At 62.2% G+C, this 25,884-nt stretch carries 19 protein-coding genes; 11 read left to right on the forward strand and 8 right to left on the reverse strand.

All coding sequences use genetic code 11. The annotated features are described in order from the left end of the window. On the forward strand, positions 1-4,857 hold the full coding sequence (locus BLU37_RS16395) for an NEL-type E3 ubiquitin ligase domain-containing protein (RefSeq protein ID WP_232000324.1): 4,857 nt from the start codon (positions 1-3) through the stop codon (positions 4,855-4,857). A gap of 1 nt (position 4,858) precedes the next feature. Here BLU37_RS16395 and mnmC read toward each other — a convergent pair whose 3' ends face one another. Further along, a complete protein-coding gene (mnmC, locus tag BLU37_RS16400; protein WP_090206591.1) occupies positions 4,859-6,859 on the reverse strand; it encodes a bifunctional tRNA (5-methylaminomethyl-2-thiouridine)(34)-methyltransferase MnmD/FAD-dependent 5-carboxymethylaminomethyl-2-thiouridine(34) oxidoreductase MnmC in 2,001 nt (666 codons plus the stop codon). 139 nt (positions 6,860-6,998) lie between these two features. Here mnmC and pap point away from each other — a divergent pair, with 139 nt between their 5' ends. Continuing rightward, entirely contained in the window at positions 6,999-8,525 is a 1,527-nt protein-coding gene (pap, locus tag BLU37_RS16405; protein WP_090206595.1) for a polyphosphate:AMP phosphotransferase, read from the forward strand. A gap of 102 nt (positions 8,526-8,627) precedes the next feature. After that, positions 8,628-9,812, forward strand: coding sequence for a thiolase family protein (locus BLU37_RS16410; RefSeq protein WP_090206598.1), 1,185 nt, complete (start codon positions 8,628-8,630; stop codon positions 9,810-9,812). A 167-nt stretch (positions 9,813-9,979) separates the two neighbouring features. Here BLU37_RS16410 and BLU37_RS16415 read toward each other — a convergent pair whose 3' ends face one another. After that, the gene (locus tag BLU37_RS16415) at positions 9,980-10,183 is read right to left on the reverse strand and encodes a DUF6316 family protein (RefSeq protein ID WP_090206600.1); all 204 of its coding nucleotides are present in this window, start codon (positions 10,181-10,183) and stop codon (positions 9,980-9,982) included. Positions 10,184-10,395: 212 nt separating this feature from the next. Here BLU37_RS16415 and BLU37_RS16420 point away from each other — a divergent pair, with 212 nt between their 5' ends. Further along, positions 10,396-11,349, forward strand: a complete 954-nt coding sequence (locus tag BLU37_RS16420) for a DMT family transporter (RefSeq protein ID WP_090206603.1) — start codon at positions 10,396-10,398, stop codon at positions 11,347-11,349. A 97-nt stretch (positions 11,350-11,446) separates the two neighbouring features. Here the strand turns inward: BLU37_RS16420 and BLU37_RS16425 are convergent, their stop codons facing one another. After that, positions 11,447-12,841: a class II fumarate hydratase gene (locus tag BLU37_RS16425; RefSeq protein ID WP_010449769.1), complete on the reverse strand. Its 1,395-nt coding sequence runs from the start codon at positions 12,839-12,841 to the stop codon at positions 11,447-11,449. Between the two features lie 202 nt (positions 12,842-13,043). Here BLU37_RS16425 and BLU37_RS16430 point away from each other — a divergent pair, with 202 nt between their 5' ends. From BLU37_RS16430 to BLU37_RS16460, 7 genes are all read left to right on the forward strand, one after another. Next, on the forward strand, positions 13,044-13,565 hold the full coding sequence (locus BLU37_RS16430) for a DUF2059 domain-containing protein (RefSeq protein WP_010449768.1): 522 nt from the start codon (positions 13,044-13,046) through the stop codon (positions 13,563-13,565). A 12-nt stretch (positions 13,566-13,577) separates the two neighbouring features. After that, positions 13,578-13,877 carry a BolA family protein gene (locus BLU37_RS16435; RefSeq protein ID WP_010449767.1) on the forward strand — a complete coding sequence of 100 codons (300 nt, stop codon included), beginning with the start codon at positions 13,578-13,580 and terminating at the stop codon, positions 13,875-13,877. Positions 13,878-13,986: 109 nt separating this feature from the next. Beyond that, positions 13,987-14,925, forward strand: a complete 939-nt coding sequence (gene trhO / locus BLU37_RS16440; protein ID WP_090206606.1) for an oxygen-dependent tRNA uridine(34) hydroxylase TrhO — start codon at positions 13,987-13,989, stop codon at positions 14,923-14,925. A gap of 36 nt (positions 14,926-14,961) precedes the next feature. After that, complete coding sequence (locus BLU37_RS16445; RefSeq protein ID WP_172833115.1) at positions 14,962-15,564, forward strand: DsbA family protein; 603 nt, start codon at positions 14,962-14,964, stop codon at positions 15,562-15,564. Further along, positions 15,557-17,356, forward strand: coding sequence for an ABC transporter ATP-binding protein (locus tag BLU37_RS16450; protein ID WP_090206613.1), 1,800 nt, complete (start codon positions 15,557-15,559; stop codon positions 17,354-17,356). The genes BLU37_RS16445 and BLU37_RS16450 overlap by 8 nt, the downstream gene beginning before the upstream one ends. Positions 17,357-17,567: 211 nt before the next feature. Next, positions 17,568-20,027 carry an EAL domain-containing protein gene (locus tag BLU37_RS16455; RefSeq protein ID WP_090206616.1) on the forward strand — a complete coding sequence of 820 codons (2,460 nt, stop codon included), beginning with the start codon at positions 17,568-17,570 and terminating at the stop codon, positions 20,025-20,027. 83 nt (positions 20,028-20,110) lie between these two features. Then, a complete protein-coding gene (locus tag BLU37_RS16460) occupies positions 20,111-20,866 on the forward strand; it encodes a TenA family transcriptional regulator (protein WP_397459802.1) in 756 nt (251 codons plus the stop codon). Between the two features lie 36 nt (positions 20,867-20,902). Here the strand turns inward: BLU37_RS16460 and BLU37_RS16465 are convergent, their stop codons facing one another. From BLU37_RS16465 to BLU37_RS16485, 5 genes are all read right to left on the reverse strand, one after another. Beyond that, positions 20,903-21,829 (reverse strand): GGDEF domain-containing protein, encoded by a 927-nt coding sequence (locus tag BLU37_RS16465; RefSeq protein WP_090206618.1) that lies wholly within the window; start codon positions 21,827-21,829, stop codon positions 20,903-20,905. 360 nt (positions 21,830-22,189) lie between these two features. Continuing rightward, complete coding sequence (locus tag BLU37_RS16470) at positions 22,190-22,930, reverse strand: YciK family oxidoreductase (RefSeq protein ID WP_090206621.1); 741 nt, start codon at positions 22,928-22,930, stop codon at positions 22,190-22,192. Positions 22,931-23,071: 141 nt separating this feature from the next. Next, positions 23,072-23,743: an N-acetylmuramic acid 6-phosphate phosphatase MupP gene (mupP, locus tag BLU37_RS16475; protein ID WP_010449754.1), complete on the reverse strand. Its 672-nt coding sequence runs from the start codon at positions 23,741-23,743 to the stop codon at positions 23,072-23,074. 3 nt (positions 23,744-23,746) lie between these two features. Beyond that, positions 23,747-24,445 carry a bifunctional 2-polyprenyl-6-hydroxyphenol methylase/3-demethylubiquinol 3-O-methyltransferase UbiG gene (ubiG, locus tag BLU37_RS16480; RefSeq protein WP_090206624.1) on the reverse strand — a complete coding sequence of 233 codons (699 nt, stop codon included), beginning with the start codon at positions 24,443-24,445 and terminating at the stop codon, positions 23,747-23,749. A gap of 65 nt (positions 24,446-24,510) precedes the next feature. Continuing rightward, complete coding sequence (locus tag BLU37_RS16485) at positions 24,511-25,842, reverse strand: TRZ/ATZ family hydrolase (RefSeq protein ID WP_090206627.1); 1,332 nt, start codon at positions 25,840-25,842, stop codon at positions 24,511-24,513. Positions 25,843-25,884 lie beyond the last annotated feature (42 nt).

The following is a 25,884-nucleotide window of genomic DNA, read 5'->3' on the forward strand; positions in this document are numbered from 1 at the left end:
ATGTCAGCAGTGACCCCGCCCGCGCTCGACGAGCACAGCGAAAATGAGGAAGTGATCCGGGCAAACGCCCCCGACTGGTTGTTGCAGGCACGCACCGAGGACATCGGGCAATTGCGCGAATACCTGCGCAACAGTCAGTTGTTCAAGGAAGAGGTACTGTTCCGGCTCAAGGCGCTGAAGCCAGTTCGTGCCTTCTGCGAGCCGATGCTCGAACAGGCGCTGCTGAAGCGCTTCGGGCCGGGGCTGGATGTGCACAAGGATGCGTTGTTCGTGGCTGATCGCTGGCCGCACTTGCCAGCACCGTTCGTCCCTCAGGGGGCCGTTCCGATAACGTATACCCGTCACAGCCTGCTGGAGGCGGCGTTGCAGAACTTCGAGGCGGGTGAAGTGCTTGCTCCGCAATCGTATATCCACCTGTCAGGCGAACCGAAACCGACGCTGACTCCGGCTGCGTTGGTCGAGTTGGTACGCGAGTTGGACCTCGGTGGACTGTATCAACAGCATCTGTGCAACGTCTTCCACCTGCCAATACAGCCTGGGCAGCAGTCGGATGAAGACGGACAGCGAATCGAGTTCGCCCTGGCGCAGCAACGCAAGGCCGACCTGCTGGTGGATGCCTGCAGCGCCTGTATGAAGAAGGACATCGACACCGACGCCTATCAACAGCTGTGCGCACTGATCGAATCCAACACCCGTGTTGCCGCCGACGGTTCGCGGATTCAGGTCAACGAGTTGCGCATGCTCGGGATCAAACTCTCGGGCGTCCGCCTGTTCACGCTGCAGGCCGGGTCGTCGGACGGTGGTGTGGGCGCCGATCGCGGACTGTTGGTGCATGTTCCCAACGATCCGCGCTGTCGTTTCAAACATTATCCTTCGCTTGAGGCCTTTCGCGCCGAGTTGTGTCAGCGTCTCTGGGAACCTTCCTATGAGGCGTTTTTCAGCGGACTGGTCGGGCAAGTCGAACTGCCAGGGTTTTTGTCGGCGTTGCGCAAATGCCTGGCTCGCCCTGTCACCGGTGCCGATGGCAAGCCCAGCAGCGTGTTGGACCCACAGGCCGACCTGCAATTGAAGTTGTTGGTGACGACTGAAGGGCTGTTCTCCCTGCTTTGTCGGCAGCAGATACAGCGCTTGCAGGACGATGCCCGCCACGTCGCGGTCCCGACCGAGGACGTCGATCAGGCGGCCCGTACGGCCCGCTACCAGGCCCGCCTGGGCGTGGGCCTGACCGTGCTCAACCTGGCCGCCTTCGCCAATCCCTGGCTCGGCCTGTTGATGATGGGCGTGGCGGTCGGCGAACTGCTGGCCGAGGTGTATGAGGGGTATCAGGATTGGCAGGATGGCGAGCACGACGAGGCGATTGCCCACATGATGTCCGTCGCCGAGGACATCGCGACGATGCTCGCCCTGGGCGCAGCGCTGCACGTGGGCGGCAAGCTGGTCGGTAACCTGTTTAAGCGGACCTCGGCGTTTTTCGACGAACTGGTGCCGGTGCGTTCGAGCGATGGACGCTACCGGCTGTGGCAGGCAAGTCTCGAACCCTATGTGCACGACGAGCCGCGTTTCACCCGGCATGAGCCGGATCGCCAGGGCTTCTATCGCGGGGATGTCGCCGATGACGGGCATCGTTATCTGGCGATCGCCGGTCGACCGTATCGCGCCTATCGGGATGACGCCGCCGGCGGCTGGCGCCTGCGCCATCGCAGCCGTAAGGCAGCCTATGAGCCGTTGTTGGAACACAACGGTGCCGGCGGTTGGAAACTGGTTCATGAATGGCCAGGGCAATGGCAGGACCCGCTCTATCTGATGCGTCGACTCGGACCGGAGCTCGGTTTGCTGGAGGACGAGGATATCGAACGGGTCCTGGCGATCCATCGGCTCGATGAACCGTTGCTGCGGCGTTTGCACATCGAGCGGCGCGGCATCCCGGCAGCGTTGCTCGATTCGATCCGGCGCTTTCGGTTGGACCGCGAATTGAGCTGGCTGGCCGCTCCCGCCGATGCCCCGCCGGCGGCGGCCCGTGCGCTGCTGGACGTGCAGTTGCAGATCCTGCCGGACCTGCCGGGTTGGCCCCGCAGTGGCACGATCCTGCTGGTGGATGGTTCCGGCGCGTCGATCCACGAGTACGGCGCGGACCTGACCTCGCGACCATTGCCGATGCGGGTTTCGGCCCCGGCGCTCGAGGCTGACGGGTTGCAGGTGATCATCGATGAGTTAGGGCCTTCCAGGTGCGCGACGCTGCTCGGGACGTCAGTGCCGCCCGGTCAGGAGGTGGCACACTTGGAGCGTGCGTTGCAGGCGCATGTCGGTACCCATCGCCAGGCGCTGTTCGAGCGGCTCTACCGGCTGCGTTGGCTGATCGACAGCGGGGTACCGGAAAGTTTGCGTCAGCGCTTCCCCGAGTTGCCGGATGGAGTGCTGCGAGAGGCCATCGCGCAGTCCGATGTCAGCGTTCGGGACCGTCTGTTGCTCAGCGCACGGCTGCCCCTGCAACTGGTTGAAGATGTCAGCGGCATCGCCTGCACGCTGCGCGTCGACCGGGCGCTGGAGGGCGGCTTCCTGCGTTCGGCGAGCAATCCGGATACCGCCAGGTTGCAGTTACCCCGGTTCGCTGACCTGTCGGGTTGGCCCGCCGATCTGCGCCTGGAGGTACGCCAAGGCAGTGTCGCCGGTCCGTTGCTGGCCGAGATGGGCAAGGTTGAGCTGCCCAGGCGGCGGGTATTGGTCAGGACTCAGCGCGGTTATCAGGCCTTCGACGGGGTAGGCCGGGAGCTTGGCTCAGCGGTTTCCGGTACCGATGCCCTGAGTGCCGTGGTGCTGAACACGCTGAGCGTGGCTGAACGCATGGCCATGGGGTTCAGGCTGGAAGAGGAGGACCAGTTGCACAAAACGCTGATCAACCTGGCAATGGCACATCCGCAGGCGGCACAGGAAGAGGCTCTTGGCCTGTCCCCGAGAAAACCAGGTGCTCAGCCGGCCTTTTGGCGGCGCGCCGAGCGGGCCGATTGCACGCGCGTCAGGCGCGGAGCGGGCGAGAGTAGCCGGCGCAGGCTACGTCGGGTGACCTGGCTGTACCCTGATTTCTGCGAGGCCGAGGCACAGGCTTTCCTGCTGTTGCTGGGCGACGATTCGGCACGGGTCCACAACCGGATCCGCACGCTGGAATTGGAACTGCGCCAGCTCTGTTCGACCTTGAGCGACTGGCACGGTGGCGCCGTCGACCAACCGGAGCGCTACATCTGGCTCGGCGGCATGCAGGAAAACCGCAGGCAGGCCGCGCAGATCCTCGAGCGCTGTTGGCGGCGGCAAACGCCCAAGACCTATGACGACAATGGCGTGGTGATCGGTCATGGCCTGAGTCTGGAGGGGCTGCGGGTCGCGAGCCTGCCGGATCTGCCCGAAGGCATCAGTTTCGAGCATGTCACTGAACTGTCGTTGAAAAGCATGGACCTGCAGAGTCTTCCTGGCGGCTTCCTCGGGCGCTTTCCCAAGTTGCGCAAGCTCGAGCTGGGCAACAATCGACTGGAGTCGTTGCCGGTGGAGATTGCCGAGATGAGCGAACTACGGGAACTGCACCTGCAGGATAACCGCATCGTTCTCGACCAGGCCTCGGCCGACCGTATCGCCAATCTGCGCCACCTGGAGGTCCTGAATCTGAACGGCAACCCTGATGTCGGCCTGCTGGATGTCGGTCGGTTGCCGCATTTGCGTCGTTTGCTGTTGCGCGGGACGGGCATCGATCACCTGCCGACGGGCCTGTTGACGCGTACCAGCCTGTCCGTGGCGGACCTGCGCGGCAATCTGATCCAGGCCTTGCCCAGTGAACTCTATGAGGCGCCGTGGCCCATCACTCGGCGTATCATCCTGCGTTACAACCCACTGGGGCAGGCCAACCAGAGTCCGTTGGCCGCCTACCGCTTGCGCACCGGTATCACCTTCGGCATACCCGAGTCCGAACTGGCACTGGACGAATACAGCTCGCGCCTGCGCTGGCTGGCCGATATCGAAGGTGAGCGACGGACGCGCCTGCAAGCGCTGTGGCAGGACCTGTGGCATGAGCCGGGTAGCCAGGAACTGTTCGATCTGCTCGGGCGCCTGAGCGGCAGTGCGGACTACCTCAAGACCCGTGCCGACCTCGTGCGGCGGGTCTGGGAGGTGCTGGAGGCGGCGGCCGAAGACGGGGCGTTGCGCCGCGAGCTGTTCGAGCTGACGGCCAATCCGATGACCTGTGTCGACAGCGCCGCGCAAAATTTCAGCCATCTGGAAGTCCGCGTGCTACAGGCCAAGGCCCGGGCGCAGGCGACACAGGAGGAAGAACCGAGCCAGTTGCTCAAGTTGGCGCGGGGCCTGTTTCGGCTGGAGCAGATCGATGACATCGCCCGCGAGCATGTGCGGGCGTTGAAGGAACAGCCGGAGGTGCCCACGACCCGTTCGGTCGACGAAGTCGAGGTGCACCTGGCGTACCGGGTAGGCTTGGGGCGCCTGATGCATTTACCCGGGCAGCCAAAGGACATGCTGTTCAGTTCCCTTGCCTCGGTTTCCGAGGCGCAGCTCCTGGCGGCGCAACAGCGCATCCTGGCGGCCGAGCAGACGCCGAGCCTGACGGCGTTCATCGCCGGGCGCGATTTCTGGATCGACTACCTGAAAAAGCAGCACCCGCGTGAGTTTTCCCGGTTCAACCAGCCGTTCCATGATCAGGAGGAGCTGATGCTGCGCCAGTCTCCCGACATGCTCAGCGAGAAGTATTTCCGGCGGCTGTCGACCCTGATGGACACCCACAAGGTCGAGGAACAGCAGTTTCTGACCCGCTTGACCCGCCTGGAGCTGGACAAGCATCCCACGCCAGCACCTGGCACCTGATTCAACCGCTGTTGCCGGGGCGTGCCTTGCCACGGGTGAGGGCGCGCCAGGCGAAACGATTCGGGTGACAGGCTTCGGCGACCGCACGGGGCAGCGGCAACGGCTCGTTTTCCAGCCAGGCGGCGAGCAGTTCGCCCGACAGCGGCGCGGTGATCAGGCCGCGTGAGCCATGGCCGCTGTTGATGTACAGCCCCTCCAGCCAGGGGCAGGGCAGTTGTGGTACCTGGCGTGCATCCTTGGCCAGCACCTCGTAGGTGTCGGCGAACTGCGCGGCGTCGGCCAGGGGACCGATGATCGGCAGGTAGTCCGGGCTGGTGCAACGGTAGGCGGCTCGCCCCTGCAACTGTTGCGGGTCCTGCTCGGCGGCATGCAGACGCCGGGACAGGTCGGCGGAAACTTCTTCCAGCAGCGCCAGGTTGCCGAGGTGTTCGGCGGTGGTCGGGGTCAGGTCCTCGCTGTTGAAGTCGAAGCTGGCGCCCAGGGTATGTTCGCCGAGACGCGCCGGGGCGACGTAGCCTTCGGCACAGACCACGGTCCTCAAGGCACGGCTGTCGGCGGTCTGGGCCAGGCGGGTGATCTGCCCGCGAATGCGCTTGAGCGGCAATGACGCTGCGGCGGCAAAGCGCTTCACCTCGGCGGCGCCGGCCAGAATCGCCACCGGGGCGCTAGCCAGCAGGGTCTCGGCATCCCACGCCTGCCACTGGCCGTCGACTCGGCGCAGGTCCAGGGCGTCGCTGTGCAGGCGGACATCGATGTGCGGATGCTTGGCCTGCCAGACGCATAGTGCCGGCGGATGCACCCAGCCACCCTCGGGAAAGAACAGCCCGCCGTGTTCGAGGCCGACGCCGGCTTGTGCCTGGGCTGTCTCGCGATCCAGCAGATGCACCAGGTCGGGGCTGAAGGCCGCGGCCAACTGAGCCTGGCGTGCGGCTTCCTTCTCATCGAAGGCCAGTTGCAGGACACCGCAACCGTCCCAGTCGAGGCCCTTGTGCAAGTGTTCGAGCAGGCGTCGGGTATGACCGAAGCCGCTGAGAATCAGCTGCGACAATGCGGTGCCGTGGGCCGACAGTTTGAGATAGAGCACGCCCTGGGGGTTGCCCGAGGCCTCCTGGGCCAGGGCATCGCGGCGCTCCAGCAGCGTTACCTGCCAGCCTCGCGCGGCCAGGCTCGCGGCGCTGGCACACCCGGCCAGGCCGCCGCCGATGACCAGGGCCCGCCGCGTTTCGACAACCTGCCCGGGGTGGGCAAACCAGGGGCGCACCGGCGCGGGCGCCGCCACGTCTTGCGGCCAGCCGATAAACTCGCCCCGCAGGATCTCCCACTTGTGGCCGATGCCGGGTGTCCGTTTCATCTTGAAGCCGGCGGCGTTCAGCGAGCGCCGTACCCAGCCGGTGCTGGTAAAGGTGCTGAGAGTCGAACCGGGGGCCGCCAGTCGTGCCAGTTCGGCGAACAGTTCGGGAGTCCACATCTCGGGGTTCTTCGCCGGGGCGAAACCGTCGAGAAACCAGGCATCGATCTGCGCGTCCAGCAGGGGCAACTGTTCCAGGGCATCGCCGATCAGCAGGGTCAGGCTGACCCGCCCGTCGTCCAGCAGCAGGCGCTGGAAGCCCGCATGGATCGCCACATACTGCTTGAGCAGGGCAGCGGCGAAGGGCGCCAGCTCCGGCCATAGCGCCAGGGCGCGTTGCAGGTCGGCGTGGCTCAGCGGGTACTTTTCGACGCTGACGAAATGCAGCCGCGTACCCGCCGGCGCATGCTGGTCGAACAGTTGCCAGGCGCAGAGAAAATTCAGACCGGTGCCGAAACCGGTCTCGCCGATCACCAGCCGGCCACCGGGCGGCAGGGCCTGGAACCGCTCTTTCAGACGATTCTGTTCGATGAAGACATAGCGGGTTTCTTCCAGGCCCGAGCCATCGGAAAAATACACATCATCGAACGCCCGGGAACGGGGCCGTCCCTGGTCGTCCCAGTCGATCTGGGCGTGCGGTGGTACGCGGTTCATGGAGCAACTCATCGGCAAACAGTCGGCCATTCTAGCCGATTGGCCCGAGTCGGATTGATCCACGACAAATGTCAGGGACTTCGCTGCCCACACTGTGGTCCGATCCGTTAACCTTGCTCAATTCTGGAAGGAGCCATCCATGTTCGAATCCGCTGAAATCGGTCACGCCATCGATAAAGACACCTTCGAAGCCGAAGTGCCCGCCCTGCGCGAGGCCTTGCTCGAAGCCCAGTTCGAATTGCAGCAGCAGAAGCGTTTCCCGGTGATCGTGCTGATCAACGGCATCGAGGGCGCTGGCAAGGGCGAAACCGTCAAGCTGCTCAATGAATGGATGGACCCGCGCCTGATCGAGGTGCGTACCTTCGACCAGCAGACTGACGAGGAACTGGCTCATCCCCCGGCCTGGCGCTACTGGCGCCTGCTGCCGGCCAAGGGCCGGATGGGGGTGTTTTTCGGTAACTGGTACAGCCAGATGCTGCAGGGACGGGTACACGGCCTGTTCAAGGACGCGGTGCTGGATCAGGCGATTGCCGGTGCCGAGCGGCTGGAGAAGATGCTCTGCGACGAAGGTGCGTTGATCTTCAAGTTCTGGTTCCACCTTTCCAAGAAGCAGATGAAGGCTCGGCTCAAGGCCCTCAAGGACGATCCGCTGCACAGCTGGCGCATCAGCCCGCTGGATTGGCAGCAGTCGCAGACCTACGACACCTTCGTGCATTTCGGTGAGCGGGTGCTGCGCCGCACCAGCCGCGACTACGCGCCCTGGCATGTGATCGAGGGCGTCGACCCGCACTACCGCAGCCTGACCGTCGGCAAGATCCTGCTGGAAGGCTTGCAGGCCGCGTTGAAAAAATCCCGCAACACCTCCGCGCCGAATACCGCGCCGTTGCCATCGGCAGTTGACCAGATGAGCCTGCTCGACAGCCTGGACATGAGCCTGGCACTGGACAAGGCCTACTATGAGGAACAACTGATCACCGAACAGGCACGACTGTCGGGGCTGATGCGCGACAAGCGCATGCGCAAGCACGCCCTGGTCGCGGTCTTCGAAGGTAACGACGCGGCTGGCAAGGGCGGGGCGATTCGCCGCCTGGCTGCAGCGCTGGATCCGCGCCAGTACAGCATTGTACCGATTGCCGCGCCCAGCGAGGACGAGCGGGCCCAGCCTTATCTGTGGCGTTTCTGGCGACAGATCCCGGCGCGTGGCAAGTTCACCGTGTTCGATCGCTCCTGGTATGGCCGGGTGCTGGTGGAACGGGTCGAGGGCTTCTGCAGCACCGACGACTGGATGCGCGCCTATGGCGAAATCAACGACTTCGAGGAGCAACTGAGCGATGCCGGGGTGATCGTGGTCAAGTTCTGGCTGGCCATCGACAAAGAGACCCAACTGGAGCGCTTCCAGCAGCGCGAGGACATTCCCTTCAAACGCTTCAAGATCACCGAGGACGACTGGCGCAATCGCGACAAGTGGGACCTTTATCGCGCGGCAGTGGGCGACATGGTCGACCGCACCAGCACCGAGATTTCACCCTGGACGCTGGTGGAAGCCAACGACAAGCGCTGGGCGCGGGTCAAGGTGCTGCGCACGATCAATCAGGCCATCGAGAAGGCCTTCGCCCAGCACGACAAGCAGGACAAGAAAGGCAAGAAGGCTGGCAAGGTGAAGTAGGACGATGACCCCGCATACGCCGAGTGAATGATCATCGCGGTCCTGAATCAGTCGAGCCTATGCTCAGGCTTTCCTGGACCGACAATGACAATGAGGTGTCCCATGCGTGAAGTGGTGATCGTCGATAGCGTACGTACCGGCCTGGCCAAGTCGTTTCGCGGCAAGTTCAACCAGACCCGGCCCGACGACATGGCCGCCCATTGCGTCAACGCGTTGCTGGTACGCAATGGCATCGATCCGGCCAGCGTCGAGGATTGCATCGTCGGTGCCGGCTCCAACGAAGGCGCGCAGGGCTACAACATCGGACGTAACGTCGCGGTACTGTCGCAACTGGGAACCGGCACGGCGGGCATGACCCTCAACCGTTTCTGTTCTTCGGGCCTGCAGGCGATCGCCATTGCCGCCAACCAGATCGCCTCCGGTTGCAGCGACATCATCGTCGCCGGTGGTGTCGAGTCCATCAGCCTGACGATGAAAAGCGTCAACACCGATAACCTGATCAATCCATTGCTCAAGGAGCAGGTGCCGGGCATCTACTTCCCGATGGGGCAGACGGCGGAAATCGTCGCCCGGCGTTATCAGGTCAGTCGCGAGCAGCAGGACCTCTATGCCCTGCAAAGCCAGCAGCGCACCGCCGCAGCCCAGGCGGCCGGACTGTTCGCCGACGAGATCGTGCCGATGACGGTGACCTATGCGGTCGAGGACAAGGCCAGCGGGCAGGTCCGGCAGTTGCAGGGTGTTGTCGACCGGGATGACTGCAACCGCCCGGATACCAGCCTGGAAAGCCTGGCCGGCCTGAAGCCGGTGTTCGCCGAGGACGGTTCGGTGACGGCGGGCAACTCGTCGCAACTGTCCGATGGCGCTTCGATGACTCTGGTCATGAGCCTGGAGCGGGCGCTGGCGCTGGGGCTCAAGCCCAAGGCGTTTTTCCGGGGTTTCACCGTGGCCGGCTGCGAACCGGACGAAATGGGCATCGGCCCGGTGTTCTCGGTGCCCAGGCTGCTCAAGGCCAAGGGGCTGACGGTGGCGGATATCGACTTGTGGGAGCTCAACGAGGCCTTTGCCTCGCAGTGCCTGTACAGCCGTGATCGGCTGGAAATCGACAACGCGAAATACAACGTCAATGGCGGTTCTATTTCCATTGGCCATCCGTTCGGCATGACCGGTTCACGCCAGGTCGGGCACCTGGTGCGCGAGCTGCAGCGGCGTAACCTGCGCTATGGCATCGTGACCATGTGCGTGGGTGGCGGGATGGGCGCGACAGGGTTGTTCGAAGCCGTGCGCTGATGGTTCTGTCGTACCTCTAATCGGTATACGACACCGCCCTTGTGGGAGCCGGCTTGCTGGCGATCCGCGAGCGGCGGCCATCCTGCACCTTCTGTGGCGTTAACAACATCGTTATCGCCAGCAAGCCGGCTCCCACCATAGGTCGATGGTCGATGTGCGTGCCAAGGTCAGAGAAAATTCTGAATATCCTGGGCCAACTGCATGCGTTTGATGTAGAGCTGGCTTCCCTGCTCCGCATCGACCCGGCTGAAAAAGGGTCCTTCCAGGGTGTTTTCCCGGGTGCAGAAAAAATACTGGCCATTGATTGTACTCACGCGGTCGCTGCGAAAGTGCGTGGCTTCGGTGCTGTCCTGGGCGCGTTTGCCGAACATGGAGAAAAGCTCCAGAGTGGGTGGGATGTCAGATAAACATCATAAATCTTGAGCAGATACGCTGTTCGATTCGTCGACCAGTGGTATTGGCCAATTTATTGACGGCGTTCGAACGTTGCTCGATGTCGTTTTTAATAGGCAAGGGCGGCTGTAGGGTGGGCGGTGAGCCGCTTAGAATGGCGCCTTGAATTCATCGCTCCCCGGGACGTTCCATGCATATTTCATCCGGCCGTTGGGGCTACGGGCTGTTTCTTGCCCTGCTCACCGCTGTGCTCTGGGGCATCCTGCCGATCAAGCTCAAGCAGGTGTTGCAGGTGATGGACCCGGTCAGCGTGACCTGGTGCCGGTTGATGGTTTCCGGTGGTTTTCTGTTCTTCTACCTGGCCCTCAGCAAACGACTGCCGAGCTGGCGTGCGTTGGGACCACGGGGTGGCTGGCTGGTGCTGCTGGCGGTGTTCGGGCTGGTGGGCAACTACGTCCTGTACCTCATGGGCCTCAAACTGCTGAGCCCGGGTACTGCGCAACTGGTGGTGCAGATGGGGCCGATCTTCCTGTTGATCGCCAGCCTGTTCGTATTCAAGGAGCGCTTCAGCCTGGGCCAGGGGATCGGGCTGGTGGTGCTGCTGTTGGGTTTCGGGCTGTTCTTCAACCAGCGGCTGGAGGAGTTGCTGACCTCCCTGGGCAATTACACCGCCGGGGTGCTGCTGGTACTGCTGGCCTCGACGGTCTGGACCTTCTATGCCCTGAGCCAGAAACAGCTGCTGACGGCCTGGAATTCGTTGCAGGTGATGATGGTGATCTATCTGTTCTGTGCCTTGCTGCTGAGCCCCTGGGCGCATCCGGCGGAAATATTGCAACTGAGCCCGTTGCAGGGTTGGCTGTTGTTGGGCTGCTGCCTGAACACCCTGGTGGCCTATGGTGCGTTTGCCGAGGCGCTGGCGCACTGGGAGGCTTCGCGGGTCAGTGCGACCCTGGCGATCACGCCGCTGGTGACCTTCGGTTCGGTCGCCGTGGCCGCCTGGATCTGGCCAGACTACGTGCAGGCCGAAGAGATCAATGGCCTGGGCTATGGCGGGGCGCTGGTGGTGGTGTTCGGTTCGGCGCTGGTGGCCCTGGGGCCGTCGCTGATCGCCGGGCTCAAGGCCCGGCGCGCACGGTTGGCCTGATCCGTTTGAGTGCTTGAAGTCCACTCGTCACAAGGTTTGTCTTCAGCCATTTGCCTCTTGCAAGGCCTGCTTGTCAGGGCAGGCCTGTGTTTGTCCCTCAGCCGTTCTTGCCCGACTCCAGCATGTTTTCCGGGCGGACCCAGGCGTCGAACTCTTCGTCGGTGAGGTAGCCCAGTTCCAGCGCCGATTCGCGCAGGGTGAGGTTTTCGGCGTAGGCCTTCTTGGCTATTTCCGCTGCCTTGTCATAGCCGATATGCGGGTTCAGTGCGGTGACCAGCATCAGTCCGCGTTCCAGGTGCGCGGCCATCTGTTGCGGGTCTGGCTCCAGGCCGGCAATGCAATGGGCCTGGAAGTTGCTGCAGCCGTCGGCCAGCAGACGGATCGATTGCAGCAGGTTGTGAATGATCACCGGCTTGTAGACGTTGAGTTGCAAATGTCCCTGGCTGGCGGCGAAACCGATGGTCACGTCATTGCCCAGCACCTGGCAGGCCAGCATCGACAGCGCCTCGCACTGGGTCGGGTTGACCTTGCCGGGCATGATCGAGCTGCCCGGCTCGTTGGCTGGCAGTCTGACCTCGGCAAACCCGGCGCGAGGGCCCGAGCCGAGCAGGCGCAGGTCGTTGGCGATTTTCATCAGGGCCACGGCCAGGGTCTTGAGTGCCCCGGACAGACTGGTCAATGGTTCATGTCCGGCGAGGGCGGCAAACTTGTTCGGTGCGCTGACAAACGGCAGGCCAGCCAGCGCAGCGATTTCTGCCGCGATCGCCTCGGAGAAACCCTGGGGCGCATTGAGCCCGGTGCCCACCGCCGTGCCGCCCTGGGCCAGTTCGCAGACGGCCGGCAAGGCCGCACGAATCGCCCGCTCGGCATAGTCGAGTTGTGCGATGAAGGCGGAAACTTCCTGGCCGAAGGTGATCGGCGTTGCATCCATCATGTGGGTGCGCCCGGTCTTGACCAGTTTCATATGCCGCGCGGCCAATTCAGCGAGACCGCCGGACAGCTCGCCGATCGCCGGCAGCAGTTGCTGATGCACCGCCTGGACCGCCGCGATATGCATGGCGGTGGGGAAGCAGTCGTTGGAGCTCTGCGAGCGATTGACGTGGTCGTTCGGGTGCACCGGCGATTTACCGCCGCGGCCCTTGCCGGCCAGCTCGTTGGCGCGCCCGGCGATGACTTCGTTGGCGTTCATGTTGCTCTGGGTGCCGCTACCGGTTTGCCAGACTGCCAGCGGAAACTGCTGGTCATGTTTGCCGTCCAGCACTTCGTCAGCGGCCTGTTCGATCAGTCGGGCGATATCGGCGGGCAGGTCGCCATTACGGTCGTTGACGCGGGCCGCAGCCTTCTTGATCAAGGCCAGGGCATGCATGACCGCCAGTGGCATCTTTTCGTTGCCGATGGCGAAATTGATCAGCGAACGCTGGGTCTGCGCGCCCCAGTAGGCTTCTTCCGGGACATTCACCTGGCCAAGACTGTCGGTTTCGATGCGACTCATCGGACGCGTTCCTCCTCGAGGTTTAAAGGGCTGACTCGTGCAGTTTAGGCCCTGATCCACCGGCGAGGTTCCCCTTGCAGTTTTTTGCCGCTGGGGCGAGCCTGAAACTGTCACAATCGGTGTCGGGGTTGAGTGACACACTTTGTTAGGCGCAGAATGGGCGTTCTTGGGGTTTTACCTCGCCTGCTATAAAGGACATTCGATGACCCGTCTTCGCGCCATCTGTACCGCGGTTGCTCTGGTATGCGCCAGCGGCCAGGTTTTCGCCGATACCGCCAGCCACAACGCCAGTGCCGAAACTTTCCTGAAGCTGGCCCATGCCGACAAGCTCGGAACTCCGGTCTACATGCAAGTGCAGCAGATGTTCGCCCAGCGCTTCGAGCAGACCCAGGCGCCTGCGTCGAAAAAACCACTGCTCGATACCTACCAGGCCAAGGCCAACGCCGCCCTGGACCAGGCCATCGGCTGGGACAAGCTCAAGCCTGACATGGTCAAGCTCTACACCGACAATTTCAGTGAGAGCGAGCTCAAGGACCTGGTTGCGTTCTACCAGTCGCCGCTGGGCAAGAAAGTCCTGGAGAAAATGCCACAACTGACCCAGCAATCGGCCCAGTTGACCCAGGCCAAGCTGGAAAGCGCGGTACCGGTGGTCAACAAGCTGCTGGAAGACATGACCAACGAGCTGGCACCGGCCAAGGCCGCTGCCCCGGCGAAGAAGAAGTAAGCGGGGCGCGAGATGAGCATGCAACAACGTATCGAGACTGCCTTGGGTGCCTTGCAGCCTGAGCACCTGGACGTACTGGATGAAAGCCACATGCACAGCCGTGGGTTGCAGACCCATTTCAAGGCGGTGCTGGTCAGCGAGCAGTTTGCCGGGCTGAACAGTGTCAAGCGTCACCAGAAAGTCTATGCCACGCTGGGTGACCTGATGGGGCAGTTCCATGCGTTGGCCCTGCATACCTACACCCCTGAAGAGTGGGTAAAAATCGGTGCAGCGCCGGCATCGCCGACCTGCGCCGGCGGTAGCAAGCACTAGGCCTGTTGGCTGGCCTTTTGCTAGAATCCGCAACGCGCCGCTCAGTCGGCGCGTTTTTTTTGCATCCGGTTCGCCCTTTGCGAGGGCAGCCACCTGGAGAGAAATACCCATGACCCAACCTGTCGTCGTGGCGGCACTGTACAAGTTCGTCACCCTCGAAGATTACGTCGCCCTGCGCGAGCCGCTGCTGCAGGCGATGCTCGCCAACGGTATCAAGGGCACGCTGCTGATTGCCGAAGAAGGCATCAACGGTACTGTTTCCGGCAGTCGCGAAGGCATCGATGGCCTGCTGGCCTGGCTGAAGAACGATCCACGCATGGTGGACCTGGACCACAAGGAGTCCTACTGCGACGAGCAGCCGTTCTATCGGACCAAGGTCAAGCTGAAGAAGGAAATCGTCACCCTCGGTGTCGAAGGCGTGGACCCGAACAAGAAAGTCGGCACCTATGTCGAGCCGCAGGACTGGAACGCCCTGATCGCCGATCCCGAGGTGTTGCTGATCGATACCCGGAACGACTATGAAGTCTCGATTGGCACCTTCGAAGGCGCCATCGACCCGAAAACCACCAGCTTTCGCGAGTTCCCCGATTACATCAAGGCCCACTTCGACCCGACGCGGCACAAGAAGGTCGCCATGTTCTGCACCGGCGGCATTCGTTGCGAGAAGGCGTCGAGCTACATGCTCGGCGAGGGTTTCGAGGAGGTTTATCACCTCAAGGGCGGCATCCTGAAGTACCTTGAGGAAGTGCCCCAGGAACAAAGCCGGTGGCGTGGCGACTGTTTCGTGTTCGATAACCGGGTCACCGTTCGTCATGACCTGACCGAGGGCGACTACGATCAATGCCACGCCTGCCGTACGCCGGTCAGCGTCGAGGATCGTACATCGGAGCACTATGTGCCGGGCATCAGTTGCCCGCACTGTTGGGACACGCTGAGCGAGAAGACGCGCCGTAGCGCTATCGACCGGCAGAAACAGATCGAACTGGCCAAGTTGCGCAACCAACCGCACCCGATCGGCTATAACTACCGTCAAGATTCCGAGGCCTGAGCCATGTCCGCGCGCCTGCTCTATGTGATGGATCCGATGTGTTCCTGGTGCTGGGGCTTTGCGCCGGTGGCCGAGGCGCTGGTCAAGCAGGCGCAGGCCGCGGGTGTCGAACTGCACCTGGTGATGGGCGGCTTGCGCACCGGCAGCGGTGCTGCGCTGGAGCCCACCACCCGGCGCTACATCCTGGAGCACTGGCAGGCGGTCACCGAGACCACCGGCCAGGCGTTCCGGCTTGAGGGTGCCTTGCCCGACGGATTTGTCTACGACACGGAGCCTGCGTGTCGGGCGGTGGTCACCGCCCGCAGCCTGGCGCCCGACTGTGCATGGACCCTGGTGGGGCTGATCCAGCGGGCTTTTTATGTCGAGGGACGCGATGTCACGCAAGCCTCGGTGCTGGTGGAATTGGCGGAAAAAGCCGGTTTGCCGCGCATCGAGTTTGCTGGCGCCTTCGATACCGCCGAGCAGCATGTGGCAACCGCCGCCGATTTCACCTGGGTTCAGGACCTGGGAATCGCAGGCTTTCCGACCCTGTTGGCCGAGCGTAACGGGCAACTGGCACTGCTGACCAATGGCTACCAGCCGCTTTCCGAGTTGTCGCCGTTGCTCGGCCGCTGGCTGGAGCGCGCGGCCTGTGCCTGAGGCGGCCTCCTTGCCGGACCGCCTGAGCTGGGCGGAAATTCGTCGCCTGGCGCTGCAGCATCGCAAAACCCTGTGGGTCGCCAATGCTGTCGCGGTACTGGCAACCCTGTGCAGCGTCCCCATCCCGTTGCTGCTGCCGCTGTTGGTCGACGAGGTGCTGCTCAAGCACGGCGATGCGGCGCTGCAGGTAATGAACCATCTGTTGCCTGGCCCCTGGCAGACGGCGCTCGGCTACATTGGCCTGATGTTGCTGGTCACGTTGAGCCTGCGTTGTGGTGCGCTGTTGTTCAACGTCCTGCAGGCGCGGTTGTTCGCCGGGTTGGCCAAGGACATCGTCTATCGTATTCGTATCCGCCTGATCGAACGCCTGAAGCGGATTTCCCTGGGCGAATATGAAAGCCTGGGCAGTGGCACGGTGACTACGCACCTGGTCACCGACCTGGACACCCTCGACAAGTTTGTCGGCGAAACCCTCAGCCGGTTTCTGGTGGCCATACTGACGTTGCTGGGAACTTCCGCCATCCTGGTCTGGATGCACTGGCAGCTGGCGCTGCTGATTCTGCTGTTCAACCCGCTGGTGATCTATTTCACGGTGCAGTTGGGCAAGCGCGTCAAACACCTGAAGAAGCTGGAGAACGACAGCACCTCGCGATTCACCCAGGCGCTGACGGAAACCCTTGATGCGATCCAGGAGGTCCGTGCCGGCAATCGCCAGGGCTTTTTCCTCGGTCGTCTCGGTCAGCGGGCGCGGGAGGTGCGTGACTATGCCGTGGCCTCGCAATGGAAAAGCGACGCGTCGGGCCGGGCCAGCGCGTTGCTGTTCCAGTTCGGTATCGATATTTTCCGGGCGGCGGCGATGCTCACCGTCTTGTTCTCGGACCTGTCGATCGGCCAGATGCTCGCGGTTTTCAGTTACCTGTGGTTCATGATCGGTCCGGTCGAGCAACTGTTGAACCTGCAGTACGCCTATTACGCTGCGGGTGGTGCGCTGAGGCGCATCAACGAGTTGTTGGCACGGGCCGATGAGCCCTCGTATCCGGGCGGCATCGATCCGTTTGTCGGGCGTGAAACGGTCGGGATCGAGGTGCGCGGTCTGAGCTTCGCCTACGCCGATGAGCCGATACTCGACCAGCTCGACCTGTCTATCGCGCCGGGTGAAAAGGTGGCGATCGTCGGTGCCAGTGGTGGTGGCAAGAGTACCCTGGTGCAGTTGCTTCTCGGGCTCTATGTGCCGCAAGCCGGCACCATTCGTTTTGGCGGTGCGTCCCAGGCCGAAATCGGCCTGGAAACCGTGCGCGAGCAGGTGGCCGTGGTGTTGCAACATCCGGCCCTGTTCAATGACACGGTGCGTGCCAACCTGACCATGGGGCGCGAGCGTAGCGATGAAGCCTGCTGGCGGGCGCTGGAGATCGCCCAGTTGGACAGCACCATCCGCGGCCTGCCACTGGGACTGGACAGCATTGTCGGACGCTCCGGTGTACGTTTGTCCGGTGGGCAGCGCCAGCGCCTGGCGATCGCACGGATGGTGCTGGCCGAGCCCAAGGTGGTGATCCTCGACGAAGCGACTTCGGCGCTGGACGCGGCGACCGAATACAACCTGCACCAGGCGCTTGGCCGTTTTCTCAACGGTCGTACCACCTTGATCATTGCGCATCGGCTATCGGCGGTGAAACAGGCCGACCGCGTGCTCGTCTTCGATGGTGGCCGAATTGCCGAAGATGGCGACCACCAGCAACTGATTGCCGACGGCGGTCTCTATGCCAAGCTGTACGGGCATTTGCAAAAAATTTGACGCGCTTGGGTTTCACTTGATTTTCTGTGCTTGGTCGTTGAATTAATTACAAGTAATGAGTTTTCCCCCGTAGGGACATGCAACGGGCCAAATGCATTGATTTCCCACCGATCAACGATCCATCCGAGGTTGTGGAAATTAGCCTAGGCTCTGCTGTCAGGGGCGAAAATCTCTCGGCTGTTCATCTGGCTCTACGGGTGCAAGGGTACTCATGAAGCGCAAGCAGACTCTCGGAACGCCACGGCTGTTGGGCATCGTCTGGCCGTTTATCGCCGTCGTCCTGTTTCAGGCCTTGCTGGGATGTCTCAGCCTCTATGTGCTGTCGGCGGTGCGCGGCTATGTGGCCGGCGAGAGTCTCTGGTCGAAAGCCCAGAAAGACGCGATCTATTACCTCAACCTCTATGCCGACAGCCGTGACGAGGCGATATTCCTCAAGTACCAGGAGGCCATCGCCGTGCCCCAGGGTGGGCATGAATTGCGCATTGCCCTGGATGCCCCGACGCCGGACCTCGAGGCGGCGCGCCGGGGCATCCTGCAGGGCGGCAATCATCCTGACGATGTTCCCAGCATCATCTGGCTGTACCTGAATTTCCGTCATTTCAGTTACCTCGAGCGGGCTATTGAGAAGTGGACGGTGGGTGACAGCTATCTTGTGCAACTGGATGAGGTCGCCCGGCAGATGCATCAGGCGATTTCCATCAACGCAGCCACCGCTGCCGATATCCAGCGATGGAAAAACCATATCTTTGCCATCAACGACGGTGTGACGCCGGCGGCGAAGGCCTTCAGCGATGCCCTGGGCGAAGGTTCGCGGGTGATTCTGCGCCTGCTGCTGGCGACCAACGTCACCACGGCGCTGGTGCTGATCGTCCTGGCCTTGTTGCGCACCCATAAGCTGTTGGCCCAGCGCCATGCCTTTGCCGATGCGTTGCAGGTGGAAAAGGAGCGGGCGCAGATCACCCTGGAGTCCATCGGCGACGGTGTGATCACCACCGATGTGGATGGCGTCATCGTCTACATGAACCCCGCTGCAGAGCAACTGACTCACTGGAAGGCCGGACAGGCTTATGGCTTGCCGCTGGCGGCGCTGTTCAACTTGCTCGACGAAAATGCGCTGGAGGAAGGTTTCACGCTGATCGAGCATATTCTGACCGGGCAATTGGGCGGTGGCAGCGAGCATTCCAAGCTGATTCAGCGGCTTGACGGCAGCACGGTGTCGGTAACCCTGGTCGGGGCGCCGATCCTTAATGCCGGTCAGGTCAGTGGCGCGGTGCTGGTGCTGCATGACATGACCCAGGAGCGCCAGTACATCGCCAATCTCTCTTGGCAGGCCACCCATGATGCCCTGACCGGGCTGGCCAACCGTCGCGAGTTCGAATATCGACTGGAGCAGGCATTGCACGACCTGGCGCATCAGCCCGCGCGGCATGTGCTGATGTTCCTCGATCTGGACCAGTTCAAGCTGGTCAATGACACGTGCGGGCATGCGGCTGGCGACGAGTTGCTGCGTCATATTTGCGCGTTGCTGCAGTCCGGTCTGCGTGAGGGCGATACTCTTGCGCGGCTGGGTGGGGATGAATTCGGAATTTTGCTTGAGAATTGTCCGTCGGACGCGGCTGAGAAAATCGCGGAAGGATTACGCCAGACTGTGCAGAATCTGCACTTTGTCTGGAAGGGCCGGCCTTTCGTCACCACGGTCAGCATCGGCCTGGTGCACCTGCACCAGATGCCTGCGACCCTCGAAGCCTCCCTGCGTGCGGCCGATATGGCCTGTTACATGGCCAAGGAAAAAGGGCGCAATCGGATTCAGGTGTATCACGCTGACGATTCCGAATTGTCCCTGCGGTTTGGTGAAATGGCCTGGGTGCAGCGTTTGCACATGGCCCTGGAAGAGAACCGTTTTTGTCTGTATTCGCAGGAAATTTCCGCGCTGGGTCAGACCGATCATGCGCAGGGACACGTAGAGATCCTGCTGCGCCTGCATGATGAGGCGGGTCGCATGATTTTGCCCGACAGCTTTATTCCGGCCGCCGAACGCTATGGCCTGATGAGCCAGTTGGATCGCTGGGTGGTGCAGAATGTGTTCAAGGTGGTAGCCGAGTGTAGTGCCCAGGGGCATGAGGCCTCGATGGCCATGTGTGCGATCAATCTGTCAGGCACCACCATTGGCGACGAGGATTTTCTGGGTTTCCTCCACCAACAATTTGCGTTGCACGGTATTTCGCCGAGGCTGATCTGTTTCGAAATCACCGAGACCAGCGCTATCTCCAATCTCGGTAGCGCGATTCGTTTTATCAATGAGCTCAAGGGCTTGGGTTGTCACTTCTCTCTGGATGACTTCTGTGCGGGTATGTCTTCATTCGCTTATCTCAAACATTTGCCTGTAGACTTCCTGAAGATCGATGGAAGTTTTGTAAAGGATATGCTGGACGACCCGATTAACCGCGCCATGGTCGAAGTGATCAACCACATCGGCCATGTGATGGGGAAAAGAACAATTGCAGAGTTTGTCGAGACGCCGCAGATCGAGCAGGCATTGCGGGAGATCGGTGTCGACTACGCCCAGGGTTATGTGATCGAACGCCCGCAACTGTTCACGTGCGACAGCCTGCTGCGTCGCCCTGATCGGCCTCATTCGCTGTTGTTCAAGGCGCCCGGCACGTTCCGCTGAAACCCTTCCAGGTCTGCACAATCACCACTCAAAAGGAAAGGAGCTCAACAGTGATCGACACATTCAGCCGAACCGGCCCGCTTATGGAAGCCACCAGCTATCCCGCCTGGGCACAACAGCTCATCCGCGATTGCAGCGAGAGCAAGCGCCGCGTTGTCGAACACGAACTTTACCAGCGGATGCGCGACAACAAACTGAGCGCGAAAACCATGCGTCAGTACCTGATTGGCGGCTGGCCGGTGGTAGAGCAGTTTGCGTTGTACATGGCCCAGAACCTCACCAAGACCCGCTTTGCCCGCCACCCTGGCGAAGACATGGCGCGGCGTTGGCTGATGCGCAACATTCGCGTGGAACTCAATCATGCTGACTATTGGGTGCACTGGAGCCGTGCCCATGGGGTCACACTGGAAGACCTGCAGGCGCAGCAGGTTCCTCCCGAGCTGCATGCCTTGAGCCATTGGTGCTGGCATACCAGTTCGGCCGACTCGCTGGTGGTGGCTGTCGCCGCGACCAACTATGCCATCGAAGGTGCCACCGGCGAGTGGTCGGCACTGGTTTGTTCGAGCGGCGTGTATGCCGCCGCTTTCCCCGAGGAAGAGCGCAAGCGGGCGATGAAGTGGCTGAAGATGCATGCCCAGTATGACGACGCTCATCCCTGGGAGGCCCTGGAGATCGTCTGCACCCTGGCTGGGATGAATCCGAGCGAGGCACTGCAGACCGAATTGCGCCAGGCCGTCTGCAAGAGCTACGACTACATGTTCCTGTTTCTGGAGCGTTGCATGCAGTTGGAGAAGGCACCGGTGGCCCGTGAGCGCCAAGCGGAATTCGCTGAAAGCTGAGTCGGCAAGAACAGGGCGGGAACGGTCCCCCTCGGACTATCCCGCCATTGCCAGTCGGTTGCGACCTTCGCGTTTGGCGACATACAGCGCGCTGTCGGCGCGTCGCAGCACGCTCTGCAATGACTCCCCGGCCAGCAGCGTGGCGCAGCCCAGGCTCATGGTCAGGGTGACGCTCTGCTCGTTCGCGGCATATTCCCGTGAATGCGTGGCTTGGCGCAGACGCTCACCGACCAGGGCCGCCGCTTCGCGGCCAGTGTTGGACAAGACGACGAGGAATTCCTCTCCGCCGTAACGAAAGACCATGTCGATATTGCGCAACTGCTCCTTGATCGCCGCAGCCACGGCCTTGAGTACCTGGTCGCCGGCGCTGTGGCCGTAGCTGTCGTTGATGCGCTTGAAGTGATCGATATCCAGCATCAGCAGCGACAGTGGCTGGTTGTGGCGTCTTGCCAGTTCGATTTCCCGTTGCAGGGTCTGCTCCATGGCGATGCGGTTGCCGGTTTCGGTCAGCGGGTCACGCAGGGCGCTCTGGGTCGCGGCGCGATAGAGCAGGGCATTACGCATCGGATAGAGCAGGCAGGACAGCAGGGATTCCAGATTGCCCAGCTCCTGTTCGGTAAAGCGCTGGTTACGGCGAAACAGCAGTTCCCCCATGTGTTCGCCTTCATGGCTGAGGCTATAGACCGCCGAATGATGGCCGCGCTGACCGAACTCCAGGCGCAGGTCGCTGGGTTGATGGCTGTAGCTCAGTGAATGCAGGGGCACCAGCCGTTGAACTTCACGAAAGAACAGGCCGAGGATGCGCTCCGGCTCCAGGCTGGTCTGCAATTGCAGCACCAACTGCTGGCGCAATTGGGTCAGCGTGGTCGGGCGATGGAACAGGGAGGGGGCTTGACCGAAACCCAGGCGCTGCAACTTGGCGCTATCGAAATCGATGGTGTTGGTCTGGATCGGTGTCTTCATGGTGACGGGCCCCCTGGGCGCAGCATGCAATCTTACAGGCTGGCGAGAGCGACGTTGGGCTGCGCATCGTACTGGTCCTCAGTCCTGTAGGACCATGGGTTTCAGTCTAGCCGCCTTGGCCAGGCTTTGCTGCCTGGCCGATGGAGCGCACATTGCTCTCACACAACGTGTTTGAAAGAAGTTAGAGCGAAAGTCATGCCAATCCGTTCATTTAAATAAAAACCTTTAAAATTCAGTGGCTTGTTTTTTTGAAGGCGGAAAGAGAACGTAGGGGCGGCAATTGTTTGACTTGCCGTAGTGGCTTTATGAGATTTTTTGCTGGCCGTGCCGGTATTCCGGCACGGTGCGAGAGGCGGGAAATTACTGGGCGTTGAAGGCCTGACCGTTGATGCCGCTACTGTCCGGGCCCATCAGGTAGAGGTAGACCGGCATGATCTCCTCCGGTGTCGGATTGTTCAGCGGGTTCTCCCCGGGGTAGGCCTGGGCACGCATGCTGGTGCGGGTGGCGCCTGGGTTGATGCTGTTGGCGCGTACAGGGGCGACGTTGTCCAGTTCATCGGCGAGGGTCTGCATCAGGCCTTCGGTGGCGAACTTCGACACCCCATAGGCGCCCCAGTAGGCGCGGCCTTTGCGGCCAACACTACTGGAGGTGAAGATCACGGAGGCATCCTGGGACAGCTTGAGCAGCGGCAGCAGGGTGCTGGTGAGCATGAACATCGCGTTGACGTTGACCTGCATGACCCGCATGAAGTTTTCCCCCGAGAGCTGTTCCAGTGGCGTGCGCGGGCCGATGATCGAGGCGTTGTGCAGCAGACCGTCGAGATGGCCGAATTCGTTTTCGATCATCGCCGCCAGCTCGTCGTACTGGTGGGGCAGGGCGGTTTCCAGGTTGAACGGAATCACGGCCGGTTGTGGGTGGCCGGCGGCTTCGATCTCGTCGTAGACCTGGGTCAGGTTGGCTTCGGTCTTGCCCAACAGCAGCACAGTGGCCCCATGGGCGGCATAGCTCTTGGCGGCGGCCGCGCCGATGCCGCGACCGGCGCCGGTGACCAGAATTACCCGGTCCTTGAGCAGTTCGGGGCGGGCGGAGTAATCAAACATGGCTAAACCTCAACAGATTCAATCGGCAGCGCATTCCCTGTAGGAGCCGGGCTTGCCCGCGAAGCTTTTTGGCGTTCTCCAATACGCATCCGCGGGCAAGCCCGGCTCCTACAGGTTGCTGTGTTGTTAGCGCCGGGTTGTTCAGCAACTGCACAGTGCGTTATCCAGCACCCGGCGCAGTTCCAGCGGATGGTCGACAACCACGTCGGCGCCCCAGTGATCGGGGTTGTCGTCGGGGTGGATGTAGCCGTAGCGCACGGCGGCGGTGCGGGTTCCGGCATCGCGGCCCGACTCGATATCACGCAGGTCGTCGCCAACGAACAGGACGCTGGCCGGATCCAGATCCAGCATCTTGCAGGCGAGAATCAGCGGTTCGGGATCCGGCTTGCTTTTGCTGACGTGGTCGGGGCAGATCAGCAGCGCCGAGCGTTCGGCCAGACCGAGTTGCTGCATGATCGGTTCGGCGAAGCGCAGCGGCTTGTTGGTGACCACGCCCCAGATCAGTCGCGCCTTCTCGATATCCTCGAGCAGTTCGGCCATGCCGTCGAACAGTTTGCTGTGTACCGCGCAGGCCTTGAGGTAGCGTTCGAGGAACTCCTGGCGCAGGGCCTCGAAGCCAGGTGACTCGGGGTCCATCATGAAGGTCACCGCGACCATCGCCCGGGCACCGCCGGAAATTTCGTCGCGGATCAGCTTGTCGGCAATCGGCGGCAGCCCGCGATCAGCCAGCATGGCCTGGCAGATGGCGATGAAGTCCGGCGCGGTATCGAGCAGCGTGCCGTCCATGTCGAAAAGAACCGCTCTCAAGCGCATGGGTTACTCCTCGCGCAGGGTCTGGATCATGTAGTTCACGGCCACGTCAGGCGCCAGCTTGTAATGCTTGGTCAACGGGTTGTAGGTGAGGCCGATGATGTCCTTGACCGACAGACCCGCGTCGCGGCTCCAGGCCCCCAGCTCGGAGGGGCGGATGAACTTCTTGAAGTCATGGGTACCGCGTGGCAGCAGGCCCATGATGTACTCCGCGCCGATGATGGCGAACAGATAGGCCTTGGGGTTGCGGTTGATGGTGGAGAAGAACACCTGGCCGCCCGGCTTGACCATGCGGAAGCAGGCGCGGATCACCGACGACGGGTCGGGCACGTGTTCGAGCATTTCCAGGCAGGTGACCACATCGAACTGCTCGGGCATTTCCTCGGCCAGGGCTTCGGCGGTGATCTGCCGGTACTCGACCTCGACACCCGATTCCAGTTGGTGCAGCCGGGCTACGGCAAGCGGTGCTTCACCCATGTCGATTCCCGTTACCGTGGCGCCGCGCTGGGCCATGGCTTCGCTGAGGATACCGCCGCCGCAGCCGACGTCGAGGACCTTCTTGCCGGCGAGCTTGACCCGCTCGTCGATCCAGTTGACCCGCAGCGGGTTGATGTCGTGCAGCGGCTTGAACTCGCTCTCACGGTCCCACCAGCGGTGGGCCAGGGCTTCGAACTTGGCGATTTCGGCGTGGTCGACGTTGCTCATGGGTGTATCCTCTAAAGCTTGAAAATCAGGGGCATCCCGGACGGTTGGCGTCCGGGACGATCAATTCAGTGGGCGTGTCCGCCAATGCGCTGGCCCCAGGCCCGGGCCGTGGCGCTCAGTCGTTGTTCATCCAGGCGGGTCAGGCGCCGGTCGTCCAGCAGTTGTTTGCCACCGACCCACAGGTGTTGCACGCAGTCGCGTCCGCCGGCGTAGATCAGGCTGGAAATCGGATCGTAGACCGGTTGCTGGGCCATGCCGCTCAGGTCGAACGCGACGATGTCCGCGGCCTTGCCCAGTTCCAGTGTGCCGATTTCGCTGTCCAGGCCCAGGGCCCGGGCACCGTTCAGTGTAGCCATGCGCAGGGCGCGATGGGCATCCAGGGCGCTGGCGGAACCGGCCACGGCCTTGGCCAGCAGGGCGGCGGTACGGGTTTCTCCCAACAGGTCGAGATCATTGTTGCTCGCCGCGCCATCGGTACCTATGGCCACATTGACGCCGGCCTGCCACAGACGCTCTACTGGGCAGAAGCCGCTGGCCAGTTTCAGGTTCGATTCCGGGCAGTGAATCACGCTGGTGTTGCTTTCTACCAGCAAAGCCAGGTCGTCATCGCTGATTTGGGTCATGTGCACGGCTTGCAGGCGTGGCCCCAACAGGCCAAGCCGGGCCAGGCGGGCCAGTGGGCGTTCGCCGTGCTGCTCGAGCGCCTGTTGGACCTCGAAGGCGGTTTCATGCACGTGCATGTGGATCGCCGCATCGAGTTCTTCGGCGATGACACGGATTTTTTCCAGGTTTTCGTCACCCACGGTGTACGGAGCATGCGGGCCGAAGGCTATCTTTATCCGGGGGTGATGCTTGAGGTCGCCGAACAGTTCGATGGCCTGACGCAAGGCTTCGTCGGCGTTGGCGGCTCCGGGGATCGGGAAGTCGAGGATCGGCATGGCGATCTGTGCGCGGATACCGCTCTCGTGCACGCACTCGCTGGCGATTTTCGGATAGAAGTACATATCCGCAAAACAGCTGATGCCGCCCTTGAGCTGCTCGGCGATGGCCAGGTCGGTGCCGTCACGGACGAAGTCCTCGTTGACCCATTTGCCTTCGGCCGGCCAGATGTGTTTTTCCAGCCAGGTCATCAGCGGCAGGTCATCGGCCAGGCCGCGAAACAGGGTCATGGCGGCATGGCCATGGGCGTTGACCAGGCCGGGGGCGAGCAGCGTCCCCGGCAATTCGCGGACCTCGCCGGCCTTGAGTTTCAAGGCCTCGGTCCGGGGGCCGATAAAGGCGATACGTCCGTCACGAATGCCCAGTCCATGCTCCTTGAAGATCACGCCGGCGGGCTCGACAGGCACCAGCCAGGTGGGCAACAACAGCAAGTCGAGCGGGGCGGCGATGTTTGGCATCGAGGACGGCTTCCAGGCTTCATGCAGATAAGACGGTGAAGT

The organism is Pseudomonas asplenii (genome assembly GCF_900105475.1).
GTDB lineage: Bacteria > Pseudomonadota > Gammaproteobacteria > Pseudomonadales > Pseudomonadaceae > Aquipseudomonas > Aquipseudomonas asplenii.

Excerpts from the sequence above, each read along its gene's own strand:
- BLU37_RS16395 (WP_232000324.1), top strand. The coding sequence starts at position 1 with ATGTCAGCAGTGACCCCGCCCGCGCTCGACGAGCACAGCGAAAATGAG.
- mnmC (WP_090206591.1), bottom strand. The coding sequence starts at position 6,859 with ATGAACCGCGTACCACCGCACGCCCAGATCGACTGGGACGACCAGGGA.
- pap (WP_090206595.1), top strand. The coding sequence starts at position 6,999 with ATGTTCGAATCCGCTGAAATCGGTCACGCCATCGATAAAGACACCTTC.
- BLU37_RS16410 (WP_090206598.1), top strand. The coding sequence starts at position 8,628 with ATGCGTGAAGTGGTGATCGTCGATAGCGTACGTACCGGCCTGGCCAAG.
- BLU37_RS16415 (WP_090206600.1), bottom strand. The coding sequence starts at position 10,183 with ATGTTCGGCAAACGCGCCCAGGACAGCACCGAAGCCACGCACTTTCGC.
- BLU37_RS16420 (WP_090206603.1), top strand. The coding sequence starts at position 10,396 with ATGCATATTTCATCCGGCCGTTGGGGCTACGGGCTGTTTCTTGCCCTG.
- BLU37_RS16425 (WP_010449769.1), bottom strand. The coding sequence starts at position 12,841 with ATGAGTCGCATCGAAACCGACAGTCTTGGCCAGGTGAATGTCCCGGAA.
- BLU37_RS16430 (WP_010449768.1), top strand. The coding sequence starts at position 13,044 with ATGACCCGTCTTCGCGCCATCTGTACCGCGGTTGCTCTGGTATGCGCC.
- BLU37_RS16435 (WP_010449767.1), top strand. The coding sequence starts at position 13,578 with ATGAGCATGCAACAACGTATCGAGACTGCCTTGGGTGCCTTGCAGCCT.
- trhO (WP_090206606.1), top strand. The coding sequence starts at position 13,987 with ATGACCCAACCTGTCGTCGTGGCGGCACTGTACAAGTTCGTCACCCTC.
- BLU37_RS16445 (WP_172833115.1), top strand. The coding sequence starts at position 14,962 with ATGTGTTCCTGGTGCTGGGGCTTTGCGCCGGTGGCCGAGGCGCTGGTC.
- BLU37_RS16455 (WP_090206616.1), top strand. The coding sequence starts at position 17,568 with ATGAAGCGCAAGCAGACTCTCGGAACGCCACGGCTGTTGGGCATCGTC.
- BLU37_RS16460 (WP_397459802.1), top strand. The coding sequence starts at position 20,111 with ATGGAAGCCACCAGCTATCCCGCCTGGGCACAACAGCTCATCCGCGAT.
- BLU37_RS16465 (WP_090206618.1), bottom strand. The coding sequence starts at position 21,829 with ATGAAGACACCGATCCAGACCAACACCATCGATTTCGATAGCGCCAAG.
- BLU37_RS16470 (WP_090206621.1), bottom strand. The coding sequence starts at position 22,930 with ATGTTTGATTACTCCGCCCGCCCCGAACTGCTCAAGGACCGGGTAATT.
- mupP (WP_010449754.1), bottom strand. The coding sequence starts at position 23,743 with ATGCGCTTGAGAGCGGTTCTTTTCGACATGGACGGCACGCTGCTCGAT.
- ubiG (WP_090206624.1), bottom strand. The coding sequence starts at position 24,445 with ATGAGCAACGTCGACCACGCCGAAATCGCCAAGTTCGAAGCCCTGGCC.
- BLU37_RS16485 (WP_090206627.1), bottom strand. The coding sequence starts at position 25,842 with ATGCCAAACATCGCCGCCCCGCTCGACTTGCTGTTGTTGCCCACCTGG.